This window comes from Micromonospora sp. PTRAS2 (assembly GCF_054052245.1).
In genome coordinates, this window is sequence record NZ_JBSWBU010000010.1 from 47,606 (window position 1) to 65,251 (window position 17,646).

The 17,646-nt window shown below is 74.4% G+C and carries 14 protein-coding genes; 5 read left to right on the top strand and 9 right to left on the bottom strand.

The annotated features are described in order from the left end of the window. Positions 1 to 4 precede the first annotated feature (4 nt). From ACVMYR_RS25665 to tatC, 3 genes are all read left to right on the top strand, one after another. Positions 5 to 253 (top strand): hypothetical protein, encoded by a 249-nt coding sequence (locus tag ACVMYR_RS25665; protein ID WP_077940027.1) that lies wholly within the window; start codon positions 5 to 7, stop codon positions 251 to 253. A 220-nt stretch (positions 254 to 473) separates the two neighbouring features. Next, on the top strand, positions 474 to 812 hold the full coding sequence (gene tatA, locus ACVMYR_RS25670; RefSeq protein ID WP_457122970.1) for a Sec-independent protein translocase subunit TatA: 339 nt from the start codon (positions 474 to 476) through the stop codon (positions 810 to 812). An 18-nt stretch (positions 813 to 830) separates the two neighbouring features. Beyond that, entirely contained in the window at positions 831 to 1,784 is a 954-nt protein-coding gene (tatC, locus tag ACVMYR_RS25675; RefSeq protein ID WP_396788461.1) for a twin-arginine translocase subunit TatC, read from the top strand. Positions 1,785 to 1,895: 111 nt separating this feature from the next. On the opposite strand, the gene ACVMYR_RS25680 is transcribed toward tatC, so the two are convergent. The 3 genes from ACVMYR_RS25680 to ACVMYR_RS25690 all read right to left on the bottom strand — a co-directional run bounded on the left by ACVMYR_RS25680 (position 1,896) and on the right by ACVMYR_RS25690 (position 4,281). Continuing rightward, positions 1,896 to 2,510, bottom strand: a complete 615-nt coding sequence (locus ACVMYR_RS25680; RefSeq protein WP_457122971.1) for a Rieske (2Fe-2S) protein — start codon at positions 2,508 to 2,510, stop codon at positions 1,896 to 1,898. Then, positions 2,507 to 3,019, bottom strand: coding sequence for a DUF6529 family protein (locus ACVMYR_RS25685; RefSeq protein ID WP_228986843.1), 513 nt, complete (start codon positions 3,017 to 3,019; stop codon positions 2,507 to 2,509). The genes ACVMYR_RS25680 and ACVMYR_RS25685 overlap by 4 nt, the downstream gene beginning before the upstream one ends. Before the next feature lie 533 nt (positions 3,020 to 3,552). After that, positions 3,553 to 4,281 (bottom strand): hypothetical protein, encoded by a 729-nt coding sequence (locus ACVMYR_RS25690; RefSeq protein ID WP_457122972.1) that lies wholly within the window; start codon positions 4,279 to 4,281, stop codon positions 3,553 to 3,555. A 154-nt stretch (positions 4,282 to 4,435) separates the two neighbouring features. Between ACVMYR_RS25690 and ACVMYR_RS25695 the strand changes: the two genes are divergently transcribed. Next, positions 4,436 to 5,377: a diacylglycerol kinase family protein gene (locus ACVMYR_RS25695; RefSeq protein WP_396788458.1), complete on the top strand. Its 942-nt coding sequence runs from the start codon at positions 4,436 to 4,438 to the stop codon at positions 5,375 to 5,377. A gap of 33 nt (positions 5,378 to 5,410) precedes the next feature. On the opposite strand, the gene ACVMYR_RS25700 is transcribed toward ACVMYR_RS25695, so the two are convergent. Beyond that, positions 5,411 to 6,388, bottom strand: coding sequence for a DUF2804 domain-containing protein (locus ACVMYR_RS25700; RefSeq protein WP_457122973.1), 978 nt, complete (start codon positions 6,386 to 6,388; stop codon positions 5,411 to 5,413). Between the two features lie 68 nt (positions 6,389 to 6,456). Continuing rightward, positions 6,457 to 8,157 (bottom strand): pectinesterase family protein, encoded by a 1,701-nt coding sequence (locus tag ACVMYR_RS25705; protein WP_457122974.1) that lies wholly within the window; start codon positions 8,155 to 8,157, stop codon positions 6,457 to 6,459. A 197-nt stretch (positions 8,158 to 8,354) separates the two neighbouring features. On the opposite strand from ACVMYR_RS25705, the gene ACVMYR_RS25710 reads away from it, so the two are divergent. Further along, a complete protein-coding gene (locus ACVMYR_RS25710; protein ID WP_077939999.1) occupies positions 8,355 to 8,909 on the top strand; it encodes a dihydrofolate reductase family protein in 555 nt (184 codons plus the stop codon). Here ACVMYR_RS25710 and ACVMYR_RS25715 read toward each other — a convergent pair. From ACVMYR_RS25715 to ACVMYR_RS25730, 4 genes are all read right to left on the bottom strand, one after another. Then, positions 8,875 to 11,958 (bottom strand): BTAD domain-containing putative transcriptional regulator, encoded by a 3,084-nt coding sequence (locus ACVMYR_RS25715; protein ID WP_457122975.1) that lies wholly within the window; start codon positions 11,956 to 11,958, stop codon positions 8,875 to 8,877. The genes ACVMYR_RS25710 and ACVMYR_RS25715 overlap by 35 nt on opposite strands. Positions 11,959 to 12,120: 162 nt before the next feature. Further along, the gene (locus ACVMYR_RS25720) at positions 12,121 to 14,454 is read right to left on the bottom strand and encodes a beta-L-arabinofuranosidase domain-containing protein (RefSeq protein ID WP_077940000.1); all 2,334 of its coding nucleotides are present in this window, start codon (positions 14,452 to 14,454) and stop codon (positions 12,121 to 12,123) included. Positions 14,455 to 14,805: 351 nt separating this feature from the next. Next, positions 14,806 to 15,813: a LacI family DNA-binding transcriptional regulator gene (locus tag ACVMYR_RS25725; protein WP_043968841.1), complete on the bottom strand. Its 1,008-nt coding sequence runs from the start codon at positions 15,811 to 15,813 to the stop codon at positions 14,806 to 14,808. Positions 15,814 to 16,193: 380 nt separating this feature from the next. After that, positions 16,194 to 17,537 carry a LacI family DNA-binding transcriptional regulator gene (locus tag ACVMYR_RS25730; protein ID WP_077940002.1) on the bottom strand — a complete coding sequence of 448 codons (1,344 nt, stop codon included), beginning with the start codon at positions 17,535 to 17,537 and terminating at the stop codon, positions 16,194 to 16,196. Between the last annotated feature and the right edge of the window lie 109 nt (positions 17,538 to 17,646).

Here is a 17,646-nt window from a genome sequence, read left to right on the forward strand (position 1 = left end):
CGCCGTGGTGAAGTGGATCGTGGTCGCGGTGGTGCTGTTCGCGTTCGTGGTGCTGGCGCTGGCCGTGCGGCCGGTACTGGTCCGGCTGCCCCGGCTGCGGCGGGCGGCGATGGCGTTGCAGGGCCGCCAGGCGGAGGCGGAGGCGCTGCGGGTGTCGGCCGAGGCGCTGCAGGAGCGCGCGGAGGCGATGCAGGGGCAGGTGGAGCTCACCCAGCGCCGCCTGGCCGTGATCAAGGCGAAGCGCGGCCACTAGATCGACCCGGGCCGCTGCGCGTGCGCCCGGCGGCCGGCGCGGGGGCGGGTATCCGCAGGTGGGATCCGGGTCCGGGTGGTTGACGGGACGCGCGGAGTTGGTCAACACTTCACCAGCCGGTCGAAACCACCAGCGTCCGGCGGGTGGCAACGGCCCTCAACGGACGTACGATGGGCTCCGGTAACACCCCCACGACGACACAGAGCGACTGGAGCTTCCCATGGGTGCCCTCAAGCCGTGGCACATCGCCGTACTCGTGGTCGTGATGATCCTGCTCTTCGGCGCGAAGCGGCTTCCCGACGCGGCCCGCTCGCTGGGCCGTTCGCTGCGGATCATCAAGGCCGAGACGAAGAGCCTGCACGACGACGACCGCGATCTGGCCGAGAAGGCCGACGCCCAGGCCGGCTACCAGCCGCTGCCGCCGAACGCCGCGCAGCCGCAGCCGCAGCAGCAGTATGCGCAGCAGCCGTACGCGCAGCCGCAGCAGCAGCCGTACGCCCCGCCGCAGGCTCCGCAGCAGCCGGTCATCGACCCGGTGCAGCGCGTCCGCGACCACTGACCGAGGGGCCCGACCACCGTGGCCTTCGCCCTTCGTAAACGCGGACCGAGCAAGTTCGAGCAGGCCGCCGACGGTTCCATGACGCTCATGGACCACATCCGTGAGCTGCGCTCCCGGTTGTTCCGGGCGTCGCTGGCGATCATGGTCGGCTTCGGCTTTGGCATCTGGCTGGCGACTCCGGTGCGGCTGCTGTTGTCGAAGCCGTACTGCGACCTGCCGGCCTCGATCGACCCCGACACGGGCAAGTGCAACTTCGTCCAGCTCGGTGTCGCCGACGTCTTCCTGCTCAACCTGAAGATCGGCCTCTGGGTCGGGTTGGTCATCGCCGCCCCGGTCTGGCTCTACCAGCTGTGGGCGTTCATCGCGCCGGGTCTGCACCGGCACGAGCGGCGGTACGCCTACGTCTTCACATCGCTGGCGGCGCCGCTTTTCGCCGCAGGCGCGGTACTGGCCTTCTTCGTCACCACCAAGGGGCTGGAGTTCCTGCTCAACGTCTCCGGTGACGACATCTCGACCAACCTCGAGGTGACCCGCTACATCTCGTTCGTCACCAACCTGATCCTGTTGTTCGGGGTGGCGTTCGAGTTCCCGCTGATCGTGCTGATGCTCAACTTCGTGGGGCTGGCCAGCGCGAAGCGGCTGCTCAGCTGGTGGCGGGTCGCGATCTTCGTGTTCTTCGCCTTCTCGGCGGTGGTCACCCCGACGCCGGATCCGTTCGGTATGACGGCTCTGGCAGTCTGCCTGTCCGCCCTGTACTTCGCTGCCGTGGGTGTCGCGTTCCTCAACGACAGGCGGCGCGGGCGGGGCAAGGAGATCTACGCGGGGATCGCCGACGACGAGGTGTCGCCGTTGGAGCTCAATGACGACCGGGTGCCGCCCAGCCAGCGAATCGAGGCCTCGGACCCGATCGGGGCTCCGGAGCCGGTGGCCGCGCCGGCGCCGATCGACCGGCGCTACGACGACATGACCTGACGAGGCTGACGACGCGAAGGCCCGCCCCGGAAGTTCGGGGCGGGCCTTCGTCGTGCCGGGGGTGCGACCCGTCGGGCCGGCAGTGGCGTCGTGAGGCGTCGTGAGGCGCCGTCAGGCGAGCAGGACCTGGCCGTCGCGGACCGACACCGCGACCGGCGGCAGCGGCGAGCCGGCCGGCCCGCCGCGCACCGACCCGTCGGCGATGTCGAATGTGCTGTTGTGGCAGCCGCAGACGATGGTGCCGTCGGCGACGCGGGTGACGGTGCAGCCGGCGTGGGTGCAGGTGGCGGAGTACGCCTTGACGGTCTCCTGCGTCGGCCGGGTCAGCACCACGCCCCGGTCGGCGAGGATCCGACCGCCGCCGACGGGCAGGTCGGCCACGGCGGCCAGCGCCGCCGCCTGCCCACCGGCGGGGGGATCGGCGTCGGCGTCGGCCGGGTCGCCGCTGCCGGCGGGCTCGGCCACCGGGTCCCCGCTGGCCGGCGCGTCGCCGACGGGCGGGTCGGCCGCCACCGGGGCGGCGACGGGCTCCCCGTACGTCTGGCAGCCGGTCAGCAGGGCGGTGACGCCCGCCGCGCCGGTGGCGCACAGGACGGCCCGGCGGGACGGGCACGGCCGGTACTCGTAGGTCATCGCGCTGCTCTCCTCGCTGCGTTCGGTGCCGACCGGCGGCCTGCTGGCGGTGCCGACGAACGACCCTCTGCCGGTGCCGGCGGGCGGCGTCACCGGGTGATCCCGAAGGTGGTGAAGTACCACAGCGACGAGGTCAGCCAGATCGCCGTGAGGGCGACGAAGACCGCCCCGCCGGTGACGGGCAGGACCCAGCCGGCCAGTCCCGGCTTCGGCAGGGCCAGCATCTTCGTGGTGAACATGCCGAAGAAGAAGCAGCCGAACAGGGAGTGCGCCAGGGTGCGCAGGTCGTAGGCGGCGAAGCCGAGGGCGTACAGGCAGTGCACGGCCACGGGCACGGCGAGCAGGAACGCCACCCGGCCGGACCAACGGTGGGCGACGCCCGCCCAGGACGGGCGGAAGCCGCCGAGCCGCCCCCACATCGCCAGCGCCGACAGCACCTGCACCACGGCGAGCGCCATCGCGCCGCTGCCCAGCCACACCTTGACCTGCATCGGCCCGGTGAAGCCGGCGACGTTGACGGCGATGCCGGTGGGCTGGTGCAGTTTGGCGTAGACGCCGGTGGCCACGGCGACCGCCGCGCCGGCGAGCACCGGCAGCAGCAGCGAGGCCGTCCGGGCCGGCTCGGTCTCGGCGGCGAGCCGCGCCGCGAACGCGGCGGGATCGGGCAGCACCCGCAGGCCCCGATCGTCGTCGGGGCCCCGGTCGTCGCGGGACCGGTCGGCGTCCGGCCCGCCGTCGCGGCCGGCGCGCCAGGTGTCGACCTCGGGCCGGGCCTTCTTGCGGCCGGCGTCCCACCGGTCGCCACCGGGGCGGGCACCCGTCCCGGTGCCCCACACGTCGACCTCCGGCCCGGTGTCCGGGCCGGCGTCCCACGCCCCGGCGCGGGGGGCGTCGTCGCGGCCCGGCCTGCCGGCGCGGGGCGCGTCGCCGGCGTCGCCGATCCACCCGCCGGCCCGTGGGCCGTCGTCGTTCCCGCCGTCCCAGGCGCCGGCCCGGGGCGCGTTGTCCGCGTCGCCGCCCCACACGTCGACCTCGGGCGGGGTGTCCCAGTCGACGCGGGGCGGGGCCTTCGTGCCGCTGTCCCAGGCGTCGCCGGCCGGGGCGACGTCCGTGCCGGCGCGCCAGTCGCCGCTGGTCACCGGCCGGGCTCCGGCGCGGGGATCACCGGCCGGGCGGTGACGGTCAGCCCCTCGACGATCGTGGTGCCGAACGCGGGGTCCAGCGGCGGCGCCGGGATCGGCCGGCCGTTCCAGGTGAGCACGCCGATCTGGGTGCCGTCGGGCCGCAGGATCCAGCCGCCGTCGACCCCGGCGTCCCGCAGCTGCGGGGTCGCCCGGTAGACCACGGGGGCGGTTCCCGCCGTGGCCTTCGCGGTGAACGTGGTCGTGTCGCCGCCGATGGTCAGCTTGCCGGTCGCCTCGGAGCCGTCGAACGTCCCGGTGAGCGTGGCGTCCTTGCCGTCGAGGGCGAGTTTGCCGTCGGTGGCCGTGCCACGCAGCCACAGCTCCATGTCCTTGCCGTCGCACACGTACGCCTCGGCGGCGCCGTCGCGGGAGGTGATGGCGATGGTGGCGCCGTTGTTCAGGCGGCCGGTCCAGCTCGCGTCCACCTTCTGTTCGGGCGTCCCGGCGGCCGGGACGTCCGTCGCGCCGGGGGCCGCCGCCGGGGGCACCGGGGCACCCGGGGACAGCTCGGGCGGTTGGCTCCCGGACGGCGCCGGCGGCGCGTCGGCGGCGCTGGCCGGGGGCGCGGCGTCCACCTTCGGCGGTGCGGCCGTCGGTGCCGCCTGCGCGCTCATCGCGAACAGCACGGCCGCCATTCCGGCTCCGGTCACCAGCGTCAGCAGCGGGGTCATGCGCTTCATGGGGCAGCTCCCTTCACCGGAACGTACGGGGTTGGCCCGCCGGTCGTTCAACGCGACGGCAGATTGCTTCGGCGACGATTCCCGCCGGCCCGACGCGGGGGCCGTCCCGCGCGGGCCGGCAGGCCGGTGCCGGGGCGGGCGAGCGGGCGGTACGGTGCTCGCCGTGACCGCAGCCGACCACCCTGCCCCCGGGCCGCGTCCCGACGGTCCCGTCGCCGTGCTCGCCAACCCCACGGCCGGGCGCGGGCGGCACCGGGGCCTGCTGCCGCGCCTGCTGGACCGGCTGGCGACGGCCGGCCGTCCGGTGCGGCTGCTGGAGGCGGGCACGGGCGCGCAGGCCGAGGCGGCGTGCCGGGCCGCCGTCGCCGCCGGGGCCGCCGCCCTGGTCACCGTCGGCGGCGACGGCACGGTGCACCGGGGCCTGCAGGCGGTGGCCGGCACGGGTGTGCCGTTCGCTGCGGTGCCGGCCGGCACCGGCAACGACTTCGCCGCCGACACCGGCTTCCCCGCCGATCCGCTCGCCGCCGCCGAGACCGTCGCCGCCGCGCTGCGCGAGGGCCGGACCCGACCGGTGGACCTGGCCCGGCTGACCGGCCCCGGCGGCGAAACCCGGTGGTACGGGGCGGTGCTCGCCGCCGGCTTCGACGCGATCGTCAACGAGCGGGCCAACCGGATGCGCCGCCCGCGCGGCCCCCGCCGCTACGACCTGGCGATCCTGGTGGAGCTGGCCCGGCTGCGCCCGCGCCGCTACACCCTGCGGCTCGACGGCGAGCCCCTGGAGTGCGACGCGGTGCTGGTGGCGGTCGGCAACTGCGCCAGCTACGGCGGCGGCATGCGGATCTGCCCCGACGCGGACCCGACGGACGGCCTGCTGGACGTGGTGGTCGGCGGCCGGTTCGACCGGCGCACCCTGATCCGGGTGAAGCCGCGCATCTACCGGGGCACCCACGTGCGGCATCCGCTGGTGAGCAGCCACCGGGCCCGCACCGTGGAGCTGGCCGCCGAGGGGATCACCACGTACGCCGACGGGGAGCGGTGCCTCGACCTGCCGGTGACGGTGACCGCCGTGCCGGGCGCGGTGCGCCTGCTGCGCTGAACGGGACGTGGGCGCGGTGTGGGGCAGGCGCGGCTACCAGCGGTTGCGGGCCTCCTCGGCCCAGCCGACGAGCCCGTCGAGGTCGACCCGCTCGCCGTCGTCGGTGGCCGCCCAGCCGGTGAAGTGCCCGAAGCACTGGTGCGTCTCGTTGGCCACCACGCCGAGGTTGGTGCGGGCGGCCCGCTCGTGGAACGGGTGCAGCGTCACGTCCACCCGGTCGCCGGTGATCCGCCACGGGCGCAGCCAGTCGGACCGGTCGTACGTCCAGCGCAGCTCGTCGCCGATTTTGTGCAGCCGACCGGCGACGAACAGCCCGTTCTCGGTGCTGCCGGTCCCGTCGGTCCACTTTCCGCCGAGCTGGACGGCCCGGCCGGGCCCGCTGCCCGCCGCCCAGTTCCAGGCGACCGAGTACGGCCACCGGCCGCGGCCGTGGTCGAGCACGGCGAACGAGTCGTCGGCGGGGACGTCGTGCCACGCGCCGCCGACGCGCAGCCGGCCGTGCACGGGCCGCCCGACGTCCTTGACCGTGTACTGGAACCGCCGCTTGCCCCACGGCACGACCACCCCGAGCGACTCGTGGCCGGCGGGCAGCGGCATGGCCAGGTCGACCTCGACGTCGCCGGCGGTGGCGCGCAGGGTGGTCCCGTCGGGGCGCTGGTCGACGGCGACGGTCACCGGCCCGCGCGCGGTGACGGCGCCGACGCCGCTGCGCTCGGGCAGCGTCACCCCGCGCGCCAGCGGCACCACCGCCTCGGTGTTGACCTCCTCGCCGGTGGCCCGGTCGAGCACGTAGACGCTGTGCACGCCGGCGTAGTCCAGCGACGACACGACGACCCCGATCACGTGGGCGGGGGTGACGACGCCCCAGTACTCCCAGCGCTTGGTCCGCCCCCAGCCCCGCAGGTTCGCCCGGTGCAGGGGGCGGCGGGTCCAGCCGACCGCCGCCGGGTCGAGCCGGCCGTCGGGCAGGCAGAGGTCGACGGGGGCGGTGATCTCGCGTTCGTGCGTCATGGCGGGAGGTTACCCGCCGGTACGCGGGGGTGGTGCGTGGTCCCGCCGCCCCCGCGTACCGGGGCCGGTCAGTGGATCGGGTTCCAGCCGTCCGAGCCGGCCAGGTAGCGCTGCGCCGTGTAGGTGGGCGCCTGGGCGTCGGTGAGCTGCGGGCGGTCGGCGGTGACCGTCGCGCCGGGGCCGCTGTTGCGGTACTCGAAGAACCGGGCGTCGCGCCACGAGAACCCGGACATGTCCGTCCACGGGGAGTCCTTGACGTGTGCCCCGAGGACGCTGTCGCGGAACACGACCTGGCCGATCGCGTTGACGTCGCCGCTGGGGTGCCACGGCCGGCCGAGGTGCACGCTCTGGGCGGCGGCCGAGTCGGTGGTCAGGGTGCAGCCGACGAACAGGAAGCCGTACGGGTTGCTGATCATCGTGGACGGCGCGGTGACGTACCCGTTGTTGCTCGACGACCCGCGGTCGAGCGACCTGATCTCGCAGCGGTCGAAGACGCCGGTGCCCCGGCCGAAGATGAAGTCGACGTCGCCCTCGACGTAGCAGTTGCGGAAGTACGCGCGGCCGATGGTGCTGCTGTTGGCGCTGTTGTGGTAGAGGGTGTCCTGGTTGCCGAGGAACCGGACGTTGTCGAAGACCAGCCGGTCGGCGCGGGTGAGCACGGCGACGGCCTGCTCGGCGCTGTAGTCGTGCGCGGCCTCGTCGAAGCTGTTGGCGAAGGTCAGGTGCCGGGCGGTGAAGTCGCTGCCGTCGATGGTCACCGAGGCGCTGCCCGAGGTGCCGTAGGTGCCGCCGTCCGGCTTCGGGGTTCCCGAGGCGTTGTCGTAGGTGATGACCACGTCGCGGGCGTCGCCGGTGGAGCCGACGAGGGTGAGGTGGGGCTTGTCGGCGGGGATGGTGACCAGTTCCCGGTAGGTGCCGGGCCGGATGACGATGGTGCGTCCGATGGTGTTGCCGGCGGGCACGGCGTTCACCGCCGCCTGCACGCTGGTGTAGGTGCCGCTGCCGTCCTTGGCGACGACCACCGTGCCGGTGGCCGGCGGGGTGCCGGTGGGCGTCGGGGTCGGCGAGGCGGGGGGTGTGGTCGTCGGCGTCGCGGTGGGGGTGGCCGTCGGTGGCGTGCCGGTCGGTGGCGTGGTGGGGGTGGTGGTGCCGCTGGTGACCGTCACGTCGTCGTAGCGGGCGGTGGCGTAGCGGGTCTGCACGCCGATGCGGCCGGTGGCGATGCTGCCGGTGCCGGAGCCGACCTGGACGCCGTCGACCCACCCGCGCACGGTCGACCCGGTGGCCTCGATGCGCAGGGTGTACCAGGTGCCGGTGGCGACGGTCCGGGAGAGCGTGCCCAGGGTGGTCGCCGCGCCGCTGCGTACCGCCTCCAGCCGGACCTGGTTGCCGGGCAGCAGGGCCAGCCGGTAGTAGGTGGTCGAGCCGGAGGCCCGGGCGAGCAGGGCCACGGCCCCGTCGGCCGGCAGGGTCAGGGCCTTGACCCGGGCCTGGACGGCGTAGTCGGCCCAGGACGACGTGCCGGCGAACAGGCGCGCGTTGTCGGTGTCGGCCTTGGCCTGGTGCAGGGCGGGGCTGTCGTCGGCGACGACCGACCAGGTCCCGCCGGACTTCGACCAGCCGGCGGTGTCGCCGTCGGCGAAGTCGTCGCTGAACAGCGTGGCGGCGTACGCGGACTGGGCGCCGCCGAGCTGGGTCAGGCCGAGCAGGACGGTGGTGAGTGCTGCGGTGGCGACGGCGAGCAGGGACCGTCGGCGGCGTCTGCGCATGGTGGAGGAACCTCCGGGGGACGGGGTGGGGAGGTCGGCGGATGCCGTGCGTGAAAGCGCTTTCCTGGCGCACCGTAGCCCGGGTTCTCATGCCTGTCAATGAACGCGTCGCCCCGCGCGCGGACCTGAAGCGAACCGTAAGTGGGATCCGGCAGGGTGTCGGTGTCACCACGAGCGCCACCGACACGGGAGCCCCGATGCGCAAGCTGATCAACTCGACCTACGTCACCCTCGACGGCGTGATCGAGAATCCCATGTGGACCATGCCGTACTTCGACGACGAGGCCAGCGCCTTCGCCGGGGCGCAGACCGACGCCGCCGACGCGGTGCTGATGGGCCGCGTCACGTACGACGGCATGTCCGTCGCCTGGCCGGCCCAGGACGAGAGCGACCCGACCACCGGCGCCGCCTACTTCAACAACGTCCGCAAGTATGTCGCCTCGACCACGCTGACCGACCCCACCTGGAACAACACCCGGGTGCTCCGGGGCGACCTGGTGGCGGAGGTCCGCAAGCTCAAGGCCCAGGAGGGCAGGGACATCATCCAGTACGGCTTCGGCTCGGTCACCGCGCAGCTGGTCAGGGCGGGCCTGGTGGACGAGGTGCGGTTCTGGATCCACCCCGTCCTCACCGGCGGCGCCAGCATGACGACGCCCCTGGCCGACTTCACGACGTCGTTCGAGCTGATCGACACCAGGGTCATGAAGAGCGGCGTGGTCATCGCCTCGTACCGGCCAGGGCCGGTCGGGTGACGACCGCCCCGGCCCCGGCCCGGGCTCGGGCCTCGTCCGGGCCCAGCCGCCCACCCTCGGCGAACAGCGCGTCGAAGCGCTCCCGCCCGAGCGTGGCGGCGAGGCGCCCGGCCACCCGGTCGGTCTCGGCGCGCTCCGCCGGCGCGGCCGGGGCCTGCGCGGCCAGCCGGGCAGCGGCGGCGGCCCCCAGCAGCGCGGCGGCGACCTCGGGCGGCCCCGCCGCCGACGCCATCCCCTCCAGGGCGGCGGCGGCATCCCGGGGCGAACCCATCGCCCGCGCGGCGTCGAACGCCTCCAGGTGCAGGGCCAGCCCGGCGGCCCGGTCACCGCCCTGCTCGGCGGCGTAGCCCAGCTCGACGAGCACCATCGGCAGGTAGAGCGCGGGCCGCGCCTCGCGGCGACCCCGCTCGGCGACGCGCGTCAGGTGACCGGTGGCCGCGTCCAGGTCGCCCGCCCTGCGGGCGGCGATGCCGAGGCTGGTCTCCGCGAAGACCAGCGCGGCCGGGGCGTCCTGCTCCGCCGCCAGCGCGTATGCGCGCCCGGCCAGCTCCCGGGCGCGCCCGTGGTCGCCGGTCTGCACCGCGAGCCACGCGAGCCAGGACAGCTTGCTGCCCACCTCCGGCCGCAGGGACAGCTCCTCGGCCCAACGCAGCCCCTCCCGGTGCAGGGCAGCCGCGCGCTCGTGCTCGCCGCGCATCTCGGCCAGGCCGCCCACCCAGTCGGTGGCCTGCAACCGGCCCCACCGGTCGCCGATCGCGGCGAACAGCGCCGCGCTGCGGCCCCCGGCGCGTTCCAGCGCGGCGAGATCACCGGTGGCGTGCGCCAGCTTGGCCCGGGAGCAGAGCACCGCGGCCTCGACCCAGGCGTCGGCGCAGGCGACGGGCAGCAGCTCCGCCGCCAACGCCAGCTCGCTGCGGTCGATCAGCGCGTGCGCGACGAACCACGCCGCCCGGCCGTCGACCGCGCCGGCCAGCGCGGCGCGGACCTCGCCCGGCACGATCGGCTCGCCCCGCAACAGCGCGAAGCCGACCCGCCACGGCGCGGCGCGGGCCTCCTCCGCCGGCTCGCCGCGCGCCGCCAGCGCCCGTCCCGCCTCGGTCAGCCTGCCCCGCAGGAACCAGTACCAGCTCAGGGCCGTGGCCAGGCGCAGCCCGCCGCCGTGCGTCAGCGCCGCGGCCAGGTTGCCCGCCTCGGCGTCGAGCCGGGACAGCCACCGCCGCTGGTCGGCGCCGCGCAGCTGCGGGTCCGCGCGTTCGGCCAGCTCCGTGTAGTAAGCCGCGTGCCGGGCCCGGACGTCGTCGGCGTCCGTGAGCCGCTCGGCGCAGAACGCGGCGACGGACTCGAGCAGCCGGTAGCGCGGGCCGTCGGGCCTCTCGTCCAGCACCACCAGCGAACGGTCCACCAGCCGGGTCAGCGCGTCGACGTCGGCCCCGCACACCCGTTCGGCCGCCTCCGCCGGGCAGCCGTCGCGGAACACGACGAGCCGGGCCAGCACGCGCCGGTCGGCCTCGGCCAGCAGGTCCCAGCTCCAGCCGATCACCGCCGCCAGCGTGCGCTGCCGTGCCGGCACGTCGCGCTGCTGCGTGGTGAGCAGCCGGAACCGGTCGTCGAGGCGGTCCACGACGCCCCACAGGCCGAGTGCGCGCACCCGGGTCGCGGCCAGTTCGAGGGCCAACGGCAGGCCGTCCAGCCGACGACAGAGCTGAGCGACGGCGGGTGCGGTCCGCTCGTCGAGGCGGAATCCGCGCTGCCGCGCGGCGGCCCGGACGGCGAACAGCCGGGCCGCCGCCGAGCGCCGGACCGCGTCGACGTCGCCGTCGTCCTCGGGCAGGGCCAACGGCGGCACCTCCCACAGCAGCTCGCCGGTCAGGCCGAGGGGTTCCCTGCTGGTGGCCAGCACGGTGACCGCGGGCGCGTCCCGCAGCAGCCGGGCCACCAGCGTGGCGACCGCGTCGACCACGTGCTCACAGTTGTCGAGCACGAGCAGCACCCGCCGGTGCCGCAGCGCGGCGCAGAGCCGGTCGGCGGCGGGAACGGCGGCGCCCGGCGGCTCCCGCAGGCCCAGCGCGTCGAGCACCCGGTCGGCGACGCGCGGGTCACCGGCCGGCAGCGGGGCCAGCTCGACCAGGCAGCCGCCGTCGGGCCCGGCCGGCTCGCGGGCCACCTCGGTGGCCAGCCGGGTCTTGCCGACGCCACCCGGCCCGACCAGCGTGACCAGGCGCCGCCCCGGCAGCACGGCGCGCAGCTCCGCCAGGGCCCCGGCCCGCCCGACCAGCTCGTCGAGCCGAGCCGGCAGGCTGTGGCGCACGATCGCGGCGCGCGGCGGCGCGCTGAGCCCGGAATCCTGGGCGAGGATCCGGCGGTGCAGGGCGACCAGCTCCGGCCCCGGGTCGAGCCCCAGCTCCGTGGCGAGCCGGTCGCGCAGGGCGGCGTAGCTGTCCAGGGCTTCGGACTGCCGGCCCGCCGCGTACAACGCGCGCAGCTGCAACGCCCGCAGGCCCTCCCGCAGCGGATGCCGGGTCACCAGCTCCGCGAGGTCGGCGGCGACGAGGTCGTGCTCGCCCCGGGCCAGGCGGGCGGCGGCGAGCCGCTCGTGCACGGCGAGGCGCTGCTCGGCCAGCCGGGTCGCCTCGGCGTGGACGAACCCGGCGTCGGCCACGTCGGCGTACGCGTCGCCGCGCCACAGCGCGAGCGCGGCGGCCAGCCGTTCGACGTCGGTCGACGCGGCCAGCTCGGCGAACCGGTCGGCGTCCACCGCCCGGGTGCGCAGCAGGTAGCCGGGCGGACGGGACTCGACCAGGCCGCGGGCGCCCGGCTCGGCGTCGTCGAGCGCCCGGCGCAACTGGGACACCCGCACCTGCAGCGCGCCGCCCGGGTTGGCCGGCGCGTGCGAGCCCCAGATGTCGTCGATCAGGCGGTCCGCCGACACCACCTGGTTGCGGTTGGTCAGCAGGACGGCCAGCAGCACCCGGACCTTCGCGCCGGGCACCAGGACCGGCTCGCCGGCGTCGGTGGTGACGGCGAGCGGCCCGAGCACCCCGAACTGCACGGCGGCCATCGTAGTGGCGCAGGCCGACAGGAAGCGGACCGTCAGCGCCGGGGCGTATCTCCGGGCCGGAGAGGCCCGATCAGCCCGCACCGCGCGTGGGGGAGCGGGCCACGCCGGCGACGACGCCACCGGCGCGACCCGCTCACGATCCGCGGGCGGGACCTAGCCGTTGGCGACGAGCCGCCAGCGGTTGTCGGCGCTGCCGTTGTCGGAATCCTGTACGGCCTGCGCGCCCTGGGCCGTGGAGCCGTTGAGGATGCCGAGCAGCTTGCCGCTGTTGACGTTGCGGATCTTGTAGGTGCCGTCGCCCTGGCTCAGCAGGGTCCAGAGGTGGTCGGCGGTGCCGTTGTCGGCCCACTGCAGGACGCGGGCGTTGTCGGCGGTGGACATGTTCTCGACGCCGAGGACCTTGCCGCTGTTGACGTTGCGGAACTTGACGTTGCCGCCCTCGGTCACGACGACCCAGTTGTGGTCGGCGGTGCCGGTGTCGCCCCACTGGAGGGCGAGCCCGCCGTCGGCGGTGGACATGTTCTGGATGCCGAGCACCAGGCCGCTGCCGACGTTGACCAGCTTGTGGGTGGTGGTGCCGGTGCCGCCGCTGACGCTCCAGTAGACGGTGTAGTTGTAGCCGTGCGCGTCCTGGAACGGCGCGAGGTTGACCGTGGCGCCGTTGGCGGTCGCGGTGAACGCGAGCGAGCTGGTGCTCGTCCGGGTGACCGACGTGGCGTTGAGCGAGGGCAGGGCGTTCAGGGTGGTGTTGCCGTAGTTGCCGGCCAGCACCATCGGGCCGTAGGTGACGGCGGCCACCGCGGCGTTGTCGTTGGCGGGCGAGAGCACGACCCGCATCGGCAGCCGTACGGTGACGGTGTCGCCCGCGGCCCAGGTGCGGGTGACCGTGGCGTAGCCGCCGGGCGTGGTGTCCACGCTCTGCGTCGCGCCGTTGACGGCGATCGTCGCGCCGGTGGCCCACGCCGGGATGCGCACCCGGATGCTCCACGAGCCGCTCATGGTGCCGGAAAGGCTCAGGGTGGTGGTGTCGCCGACCGGGTAGTTGGTGCTCTGGGTGACCGTGATGCCGCGCTGGGACCAGTTCAGCGTCGACGGCGCGAACAGGTTCACGGTGAGCGTGGTGCCGTTGTAGAAGTAGATCGAGTCCATCAGCCTGGTGTTGACCTCCAGGCCGGTGCCCTGGCAGCACCAGAACGAGTTGTAGTCGGTGCTCCAGGTGCCGCCGCCCCACGCGGGGCCCACGCCCCGCCGGCCACCGGGCTTGAGCGGGGTGAAGTAGGTGACGTGGCCGTGGCCGTCGGCCGGGTTCTGGGCGCCGATGACGTGGTTGGCCAGCGCGCGCTCGAAGAAGTCGAAGTACGCCGCCCGGTTGGGGTCGATCAGCCACAGCTCCCGGGTCAGCTTCAGCATGTTGACGGTGTTGCAGTGCTCGCACGTGTCGTTGGTGAGATAGCCGGAGATCGCATTGGGCGGGCGGAAGTGCTCCGCCTGGCTGTTGCCGCCGATGACGTACGTGTGCGCGTTGACGGTCATGTTCCACGCGTTGCTGGCGATGTCACGGTACCGCGTGGTGCCGGTCGCCTTGAACTCGCGCGCCGCGCCGATCCACTTCGGCACCTGCGTGTTGGCGTGCAGCCCGTTGAGCTGGTCGGAGTTGCTGGCGAGCGGGTTGAACACGGCGGCGTGGTCGAACCGCTGGGCGACGGTGAGCCAGCGGCCGTCGCCGGTGTACTGGTAGAGATCGGCCAGCGCCTCGTTCATGCCGCCGAACTCGGTGCCCAGCATGTTCTGCATCTGGCTGGAGCTCAGCCGGGACGTGCGGGTGTCGACCCAGCCGGCCAGGGCCAGCAGAACGGTGCGGGCCTGGGTGTTGCCGATGTAGCGCCAGACGTCCAGCAGGCCGATGAGGGTCTTGTGGATGCAGTAGTAGGGCACGTTGCCGTTGGACAGCGTGCGCGCCTCCAGAGCCGCGAAGTCCGACTCGGGGAAGCCGGACAGGTAGCCCGCCGTGAACCCGGCCGCGCCGTTGTTCGCCTGGCACTTGGCCAGCTCGGCGACCATGTAGTTCGCCTTGTCCCGGCAGGTGGTGTCGCCGAGGACCGCGTACGCCTGGGCCCAGGCGGTCAGGAAGTGCCCCTGCATGTGCGTGCGGAACGGGAACGACGGAGCGTCCCAGCCGCCGTTGGACGCGGCGCCGTTGGTGGACAGCCGGTGGTTGGCGCGGAAGTTGTAGAGCAGCCGGTCGACGTCGACGAACCGCAGGTAGCTCAGCGTCCGGTTCTGGTTGTCCAGCCAGCGGCCGGCGGTCAGCCGCACCTGGCCCAGCTCGAACGGGTACGCCGAGACGCCGGTGTCCGGTCGTGCCGGCGGCACCACCAGCGCCGCGGCGGCCGGTTGCGCGCCGGCGAACGTGGTGCCGGCCGCGGAGGCGACGGCGGTCGCGCCGGCGGCCTGCAACAGCCGTCGTCGGTTGATGGACAGGGACATCGGACCTCCAAGGGGTGCCGGGCCAGGGACGGGGAACTGCGGCCCGAGGACAGGTCGTCGAGCCCGGCACGCCGCCGGGCCCGACCGGAACAGCTCGCGTTAACGTTCACATGTGACGACAGACATATTACGTTCGACGCCTGGATTGATTCAAGGTGATGACTATACCGAGGTTCTTACGGCCACGATGTGGGCGCGTTTGCGCGGGTAGACGGCCACCGTGCGTGGCTGTGAGGGTTGATGCCGCCGACGCGGGCCAGGCCACTGGGGGCTCGCCGTCGGGCGGGCCGGGATGTTACCGCTATCAACCCATGGTGGAGGGGCGCCGCCGCGGCACGGCCGGCACCGGGCTCACTCGGGGGGCGGGGCCACGCTGCTGCGCGTGATCAGCGTCGGGGAGACGGTCTGCCGCAGCGTGCGGTCGACGCCGGACTCGATCTGTGCCAGCAGCAGGGTGAGGCTGGCCTTCGCCACGGTGTCGAAGTCGGGCCGGACGGTGGTCAGGGGCGGGATGAAGTAGGCCGCGTCCGGCACGTCGTCGAAGCCGACGACGCTGACCTCCTCCGGCACCCGTCGGCCGTGCTCGTGCAGCGCGTGCAGCACGCCCAGGGCGAGATCGTCGTTGGCGGTGAAGATGGCGGTCACTCCCGGCGTCCGCGCCAGCATCTGCCCGCAGCGGTACCCCGACGCCGCCGACCAGTCCGCCTGCAACACGGGGGGCGCCTCCGCCCCCGCCGCCCGCAACGTCTCCCGCCACCCCGCGATCCGGCCGGCGCTGTCGAACCAGTCGCCCGGACCGGAGACGTGCCAGACCGTCCGGTGGCCCGCGTCGAGCAGATGCTGGGTGGCCAGCCGGCCCCCCTCCACCTGGTCGATGGTGACCAGCGGCTCCGGCCGGCGGGGGTCGCCGTCGACGGTGACCAGCGGGATGTCGGTGGGCAGGCAGTCCAACGCCTCGGCGGCGGACTCCACGGGCGCGATCACCACGATCCCGGCGACCCGGTGCGCCAGGTGTCGTTCGACGACAGCGGTGATGGAATCGCGGTCCAGGTTGCGCACGCTGCCCACGCTGACGGCGAAGCCCGCCTCGGCCGCGGCGAGCTCGAAGGCCGACAGCAGGGACGCCGGGCCGTAGAGCGTGGTGTTGAGCGCCACGACGCCCAGCACCTGGGACCGCCCGGTGACCAGCGCGCGGGCCGCCCGGTTGGGGCGGTAGCCGAGCTGGCTGATCGCGGCCTGCACCCGCAGCCGGGTCTGTTCCCGGACGTTGGGGTGCCCGTTGAGGACGCGCGACACGGTCTGGTGCGACACCCCGGCGAGGCGGGCCACGTCCCTCATCGCAGGACCGCGTGCGGTCATCCCACCCACCTCTCCGTGCGCCCGTCCGGCCCGTGGGGGGCCGGTTGGCCGGACCGATGCTTCGTCGGGCATCGACCTCGGGGCACGCAGACATACCGCCGTGGACAACGCCAAATCAGCGAGAGTCTACGCGGCGGTGGTGTCGGGTGGGCTGGAGAAAACGGCCGGACTGCGGCGGCAAACCGTGATGTTCGTCATCACGGATCGCGGACGGGCGCCGAGCCGGTGGCGGGTGGCCTGGAGGGGCACCTTCCTTCTTCGCCGTGCCGCCGTGCTCGGCGGCCTGTGCGCATGGGACGGGTGGTATCGATCGGTTCGGATGCTACCGAAACAAGTCGGCGACGACAAGGAGAGGTTTCCGAGGAACCCCGGGGCGTCGGTCACCAGGTGCCGGGAGCGGCGGTGCTGTCGCGTACGACGAGCGTGGTCGCCAGCTCGACGCGGGTCTGGGGGAGGCGCTGGTTGGTGGCCAGGGCCAGCACCATCCGGGCCGCGGCGGCCCCCATGTCCGTCAGCGGCTGCTGCACCGACGTCATCGTCGGGCCGCACAGCCTGGTGTGCGGGATGTCGTCGAAGCCCACGACGCTGAGATCCTGCGGGATGCGTCGGCCGGTCAGGCGGGCGGCCTCGTAGACCCCCAGCGCCTGCAGGTCGTTGCCGCACAGCACCGCCGTCGGGGTCGGGTTGAGGCGCAGCAGGTCCTGGCCGAGGCTGAGACCGTCCTCGAAGGAGAACCAGGTGCCCGTGCGCAGCAGCCTCGGCTCCAGCCCGACCCCGGCGGCCTCCATCGCCGCCCGGGCACCGTCCAGCCTCGCCCGGGCGCAGAGCCGCTCGGTCGGGCCGGTGATCACGGCGATCCGGCGATGGCCCAGGTCGAGCAGGTGCCGGGCGGCCTCGAAGCCGCCGCTCCAGTTCGTCGCCGTCACCGAGGGGACGGTGTGCAGGGGCAGCTCGTCCGTCGGATCCAGCACCACCAACGGGATCGCGCTCGCCCGCAGCAGGGCGTGCTGCTCGGAGGTGAAGCCGAGGTGCACCGCGATCACCCCGGTCGGTCGTCGCGCCAGCAGGTCGCGGGACCAGAAGCGCCCCTGCGACAGCTGCCGCCGGGCGTCGGTGAAGCCGACGGCCAGCCGGTGCTCGCCGGCGACCTGCTCCACCCCGTGCATGATCGCCACCGCCAGGTTGCTCTGCATCCCGTAGAAGACCACGTCCACGATTGCGCTCGGGGTGCCCAGCTCCGGCCGGCGGTAGCCGTGCTCCCGCAGCAGCGCCTCCACCCGGGACCGGGTCTGGGCGGCGACCCCCGGCCGCCCGTTGAGCACCTTCGACACCGTCGGCACCGACACGTCGGCGAGGCGGGCGATGGTGGTGAGCGTGTGTTCCCCCCGCCTGCGCCCGCGCCGCTCGGCGCCCGCCGTGCCGTCCGTCCGCTGCGGCACGGGCGCGGCGGCCGGCGGGCGGGCGGCCGGCGAACCGACCGCCGCCGGGCCGGCCTGCGCGCGGACGCTCGGCCGGCGCTGCCGGCCTGCCGTGTCGAGCAGCTCGGCCCGCACCGCCTCGGCCGCCTCGGCCGCGCCCGGCCCGGCCGGCACGGTCCGGGTGAGATAGCGGCGTCGCTTCGACACGGGGTCGATCCCGGCGTACACCCGGACCCGCAGTGACCCGCTGGGTAGCTCCTCGATCTCGCCGCGCGCTCGGCGGTGGCGCCCGGGTTCGTCCGACATGGAGCCAGGCTACTCCGTGCTGTCTCCACGTCGATGCCATGGCTCCATGGCTCCATGCGGGCGGCCATGCCCGCCCTCTCGACCCGCCGCCGCGCAGCCCCGTCCCGAC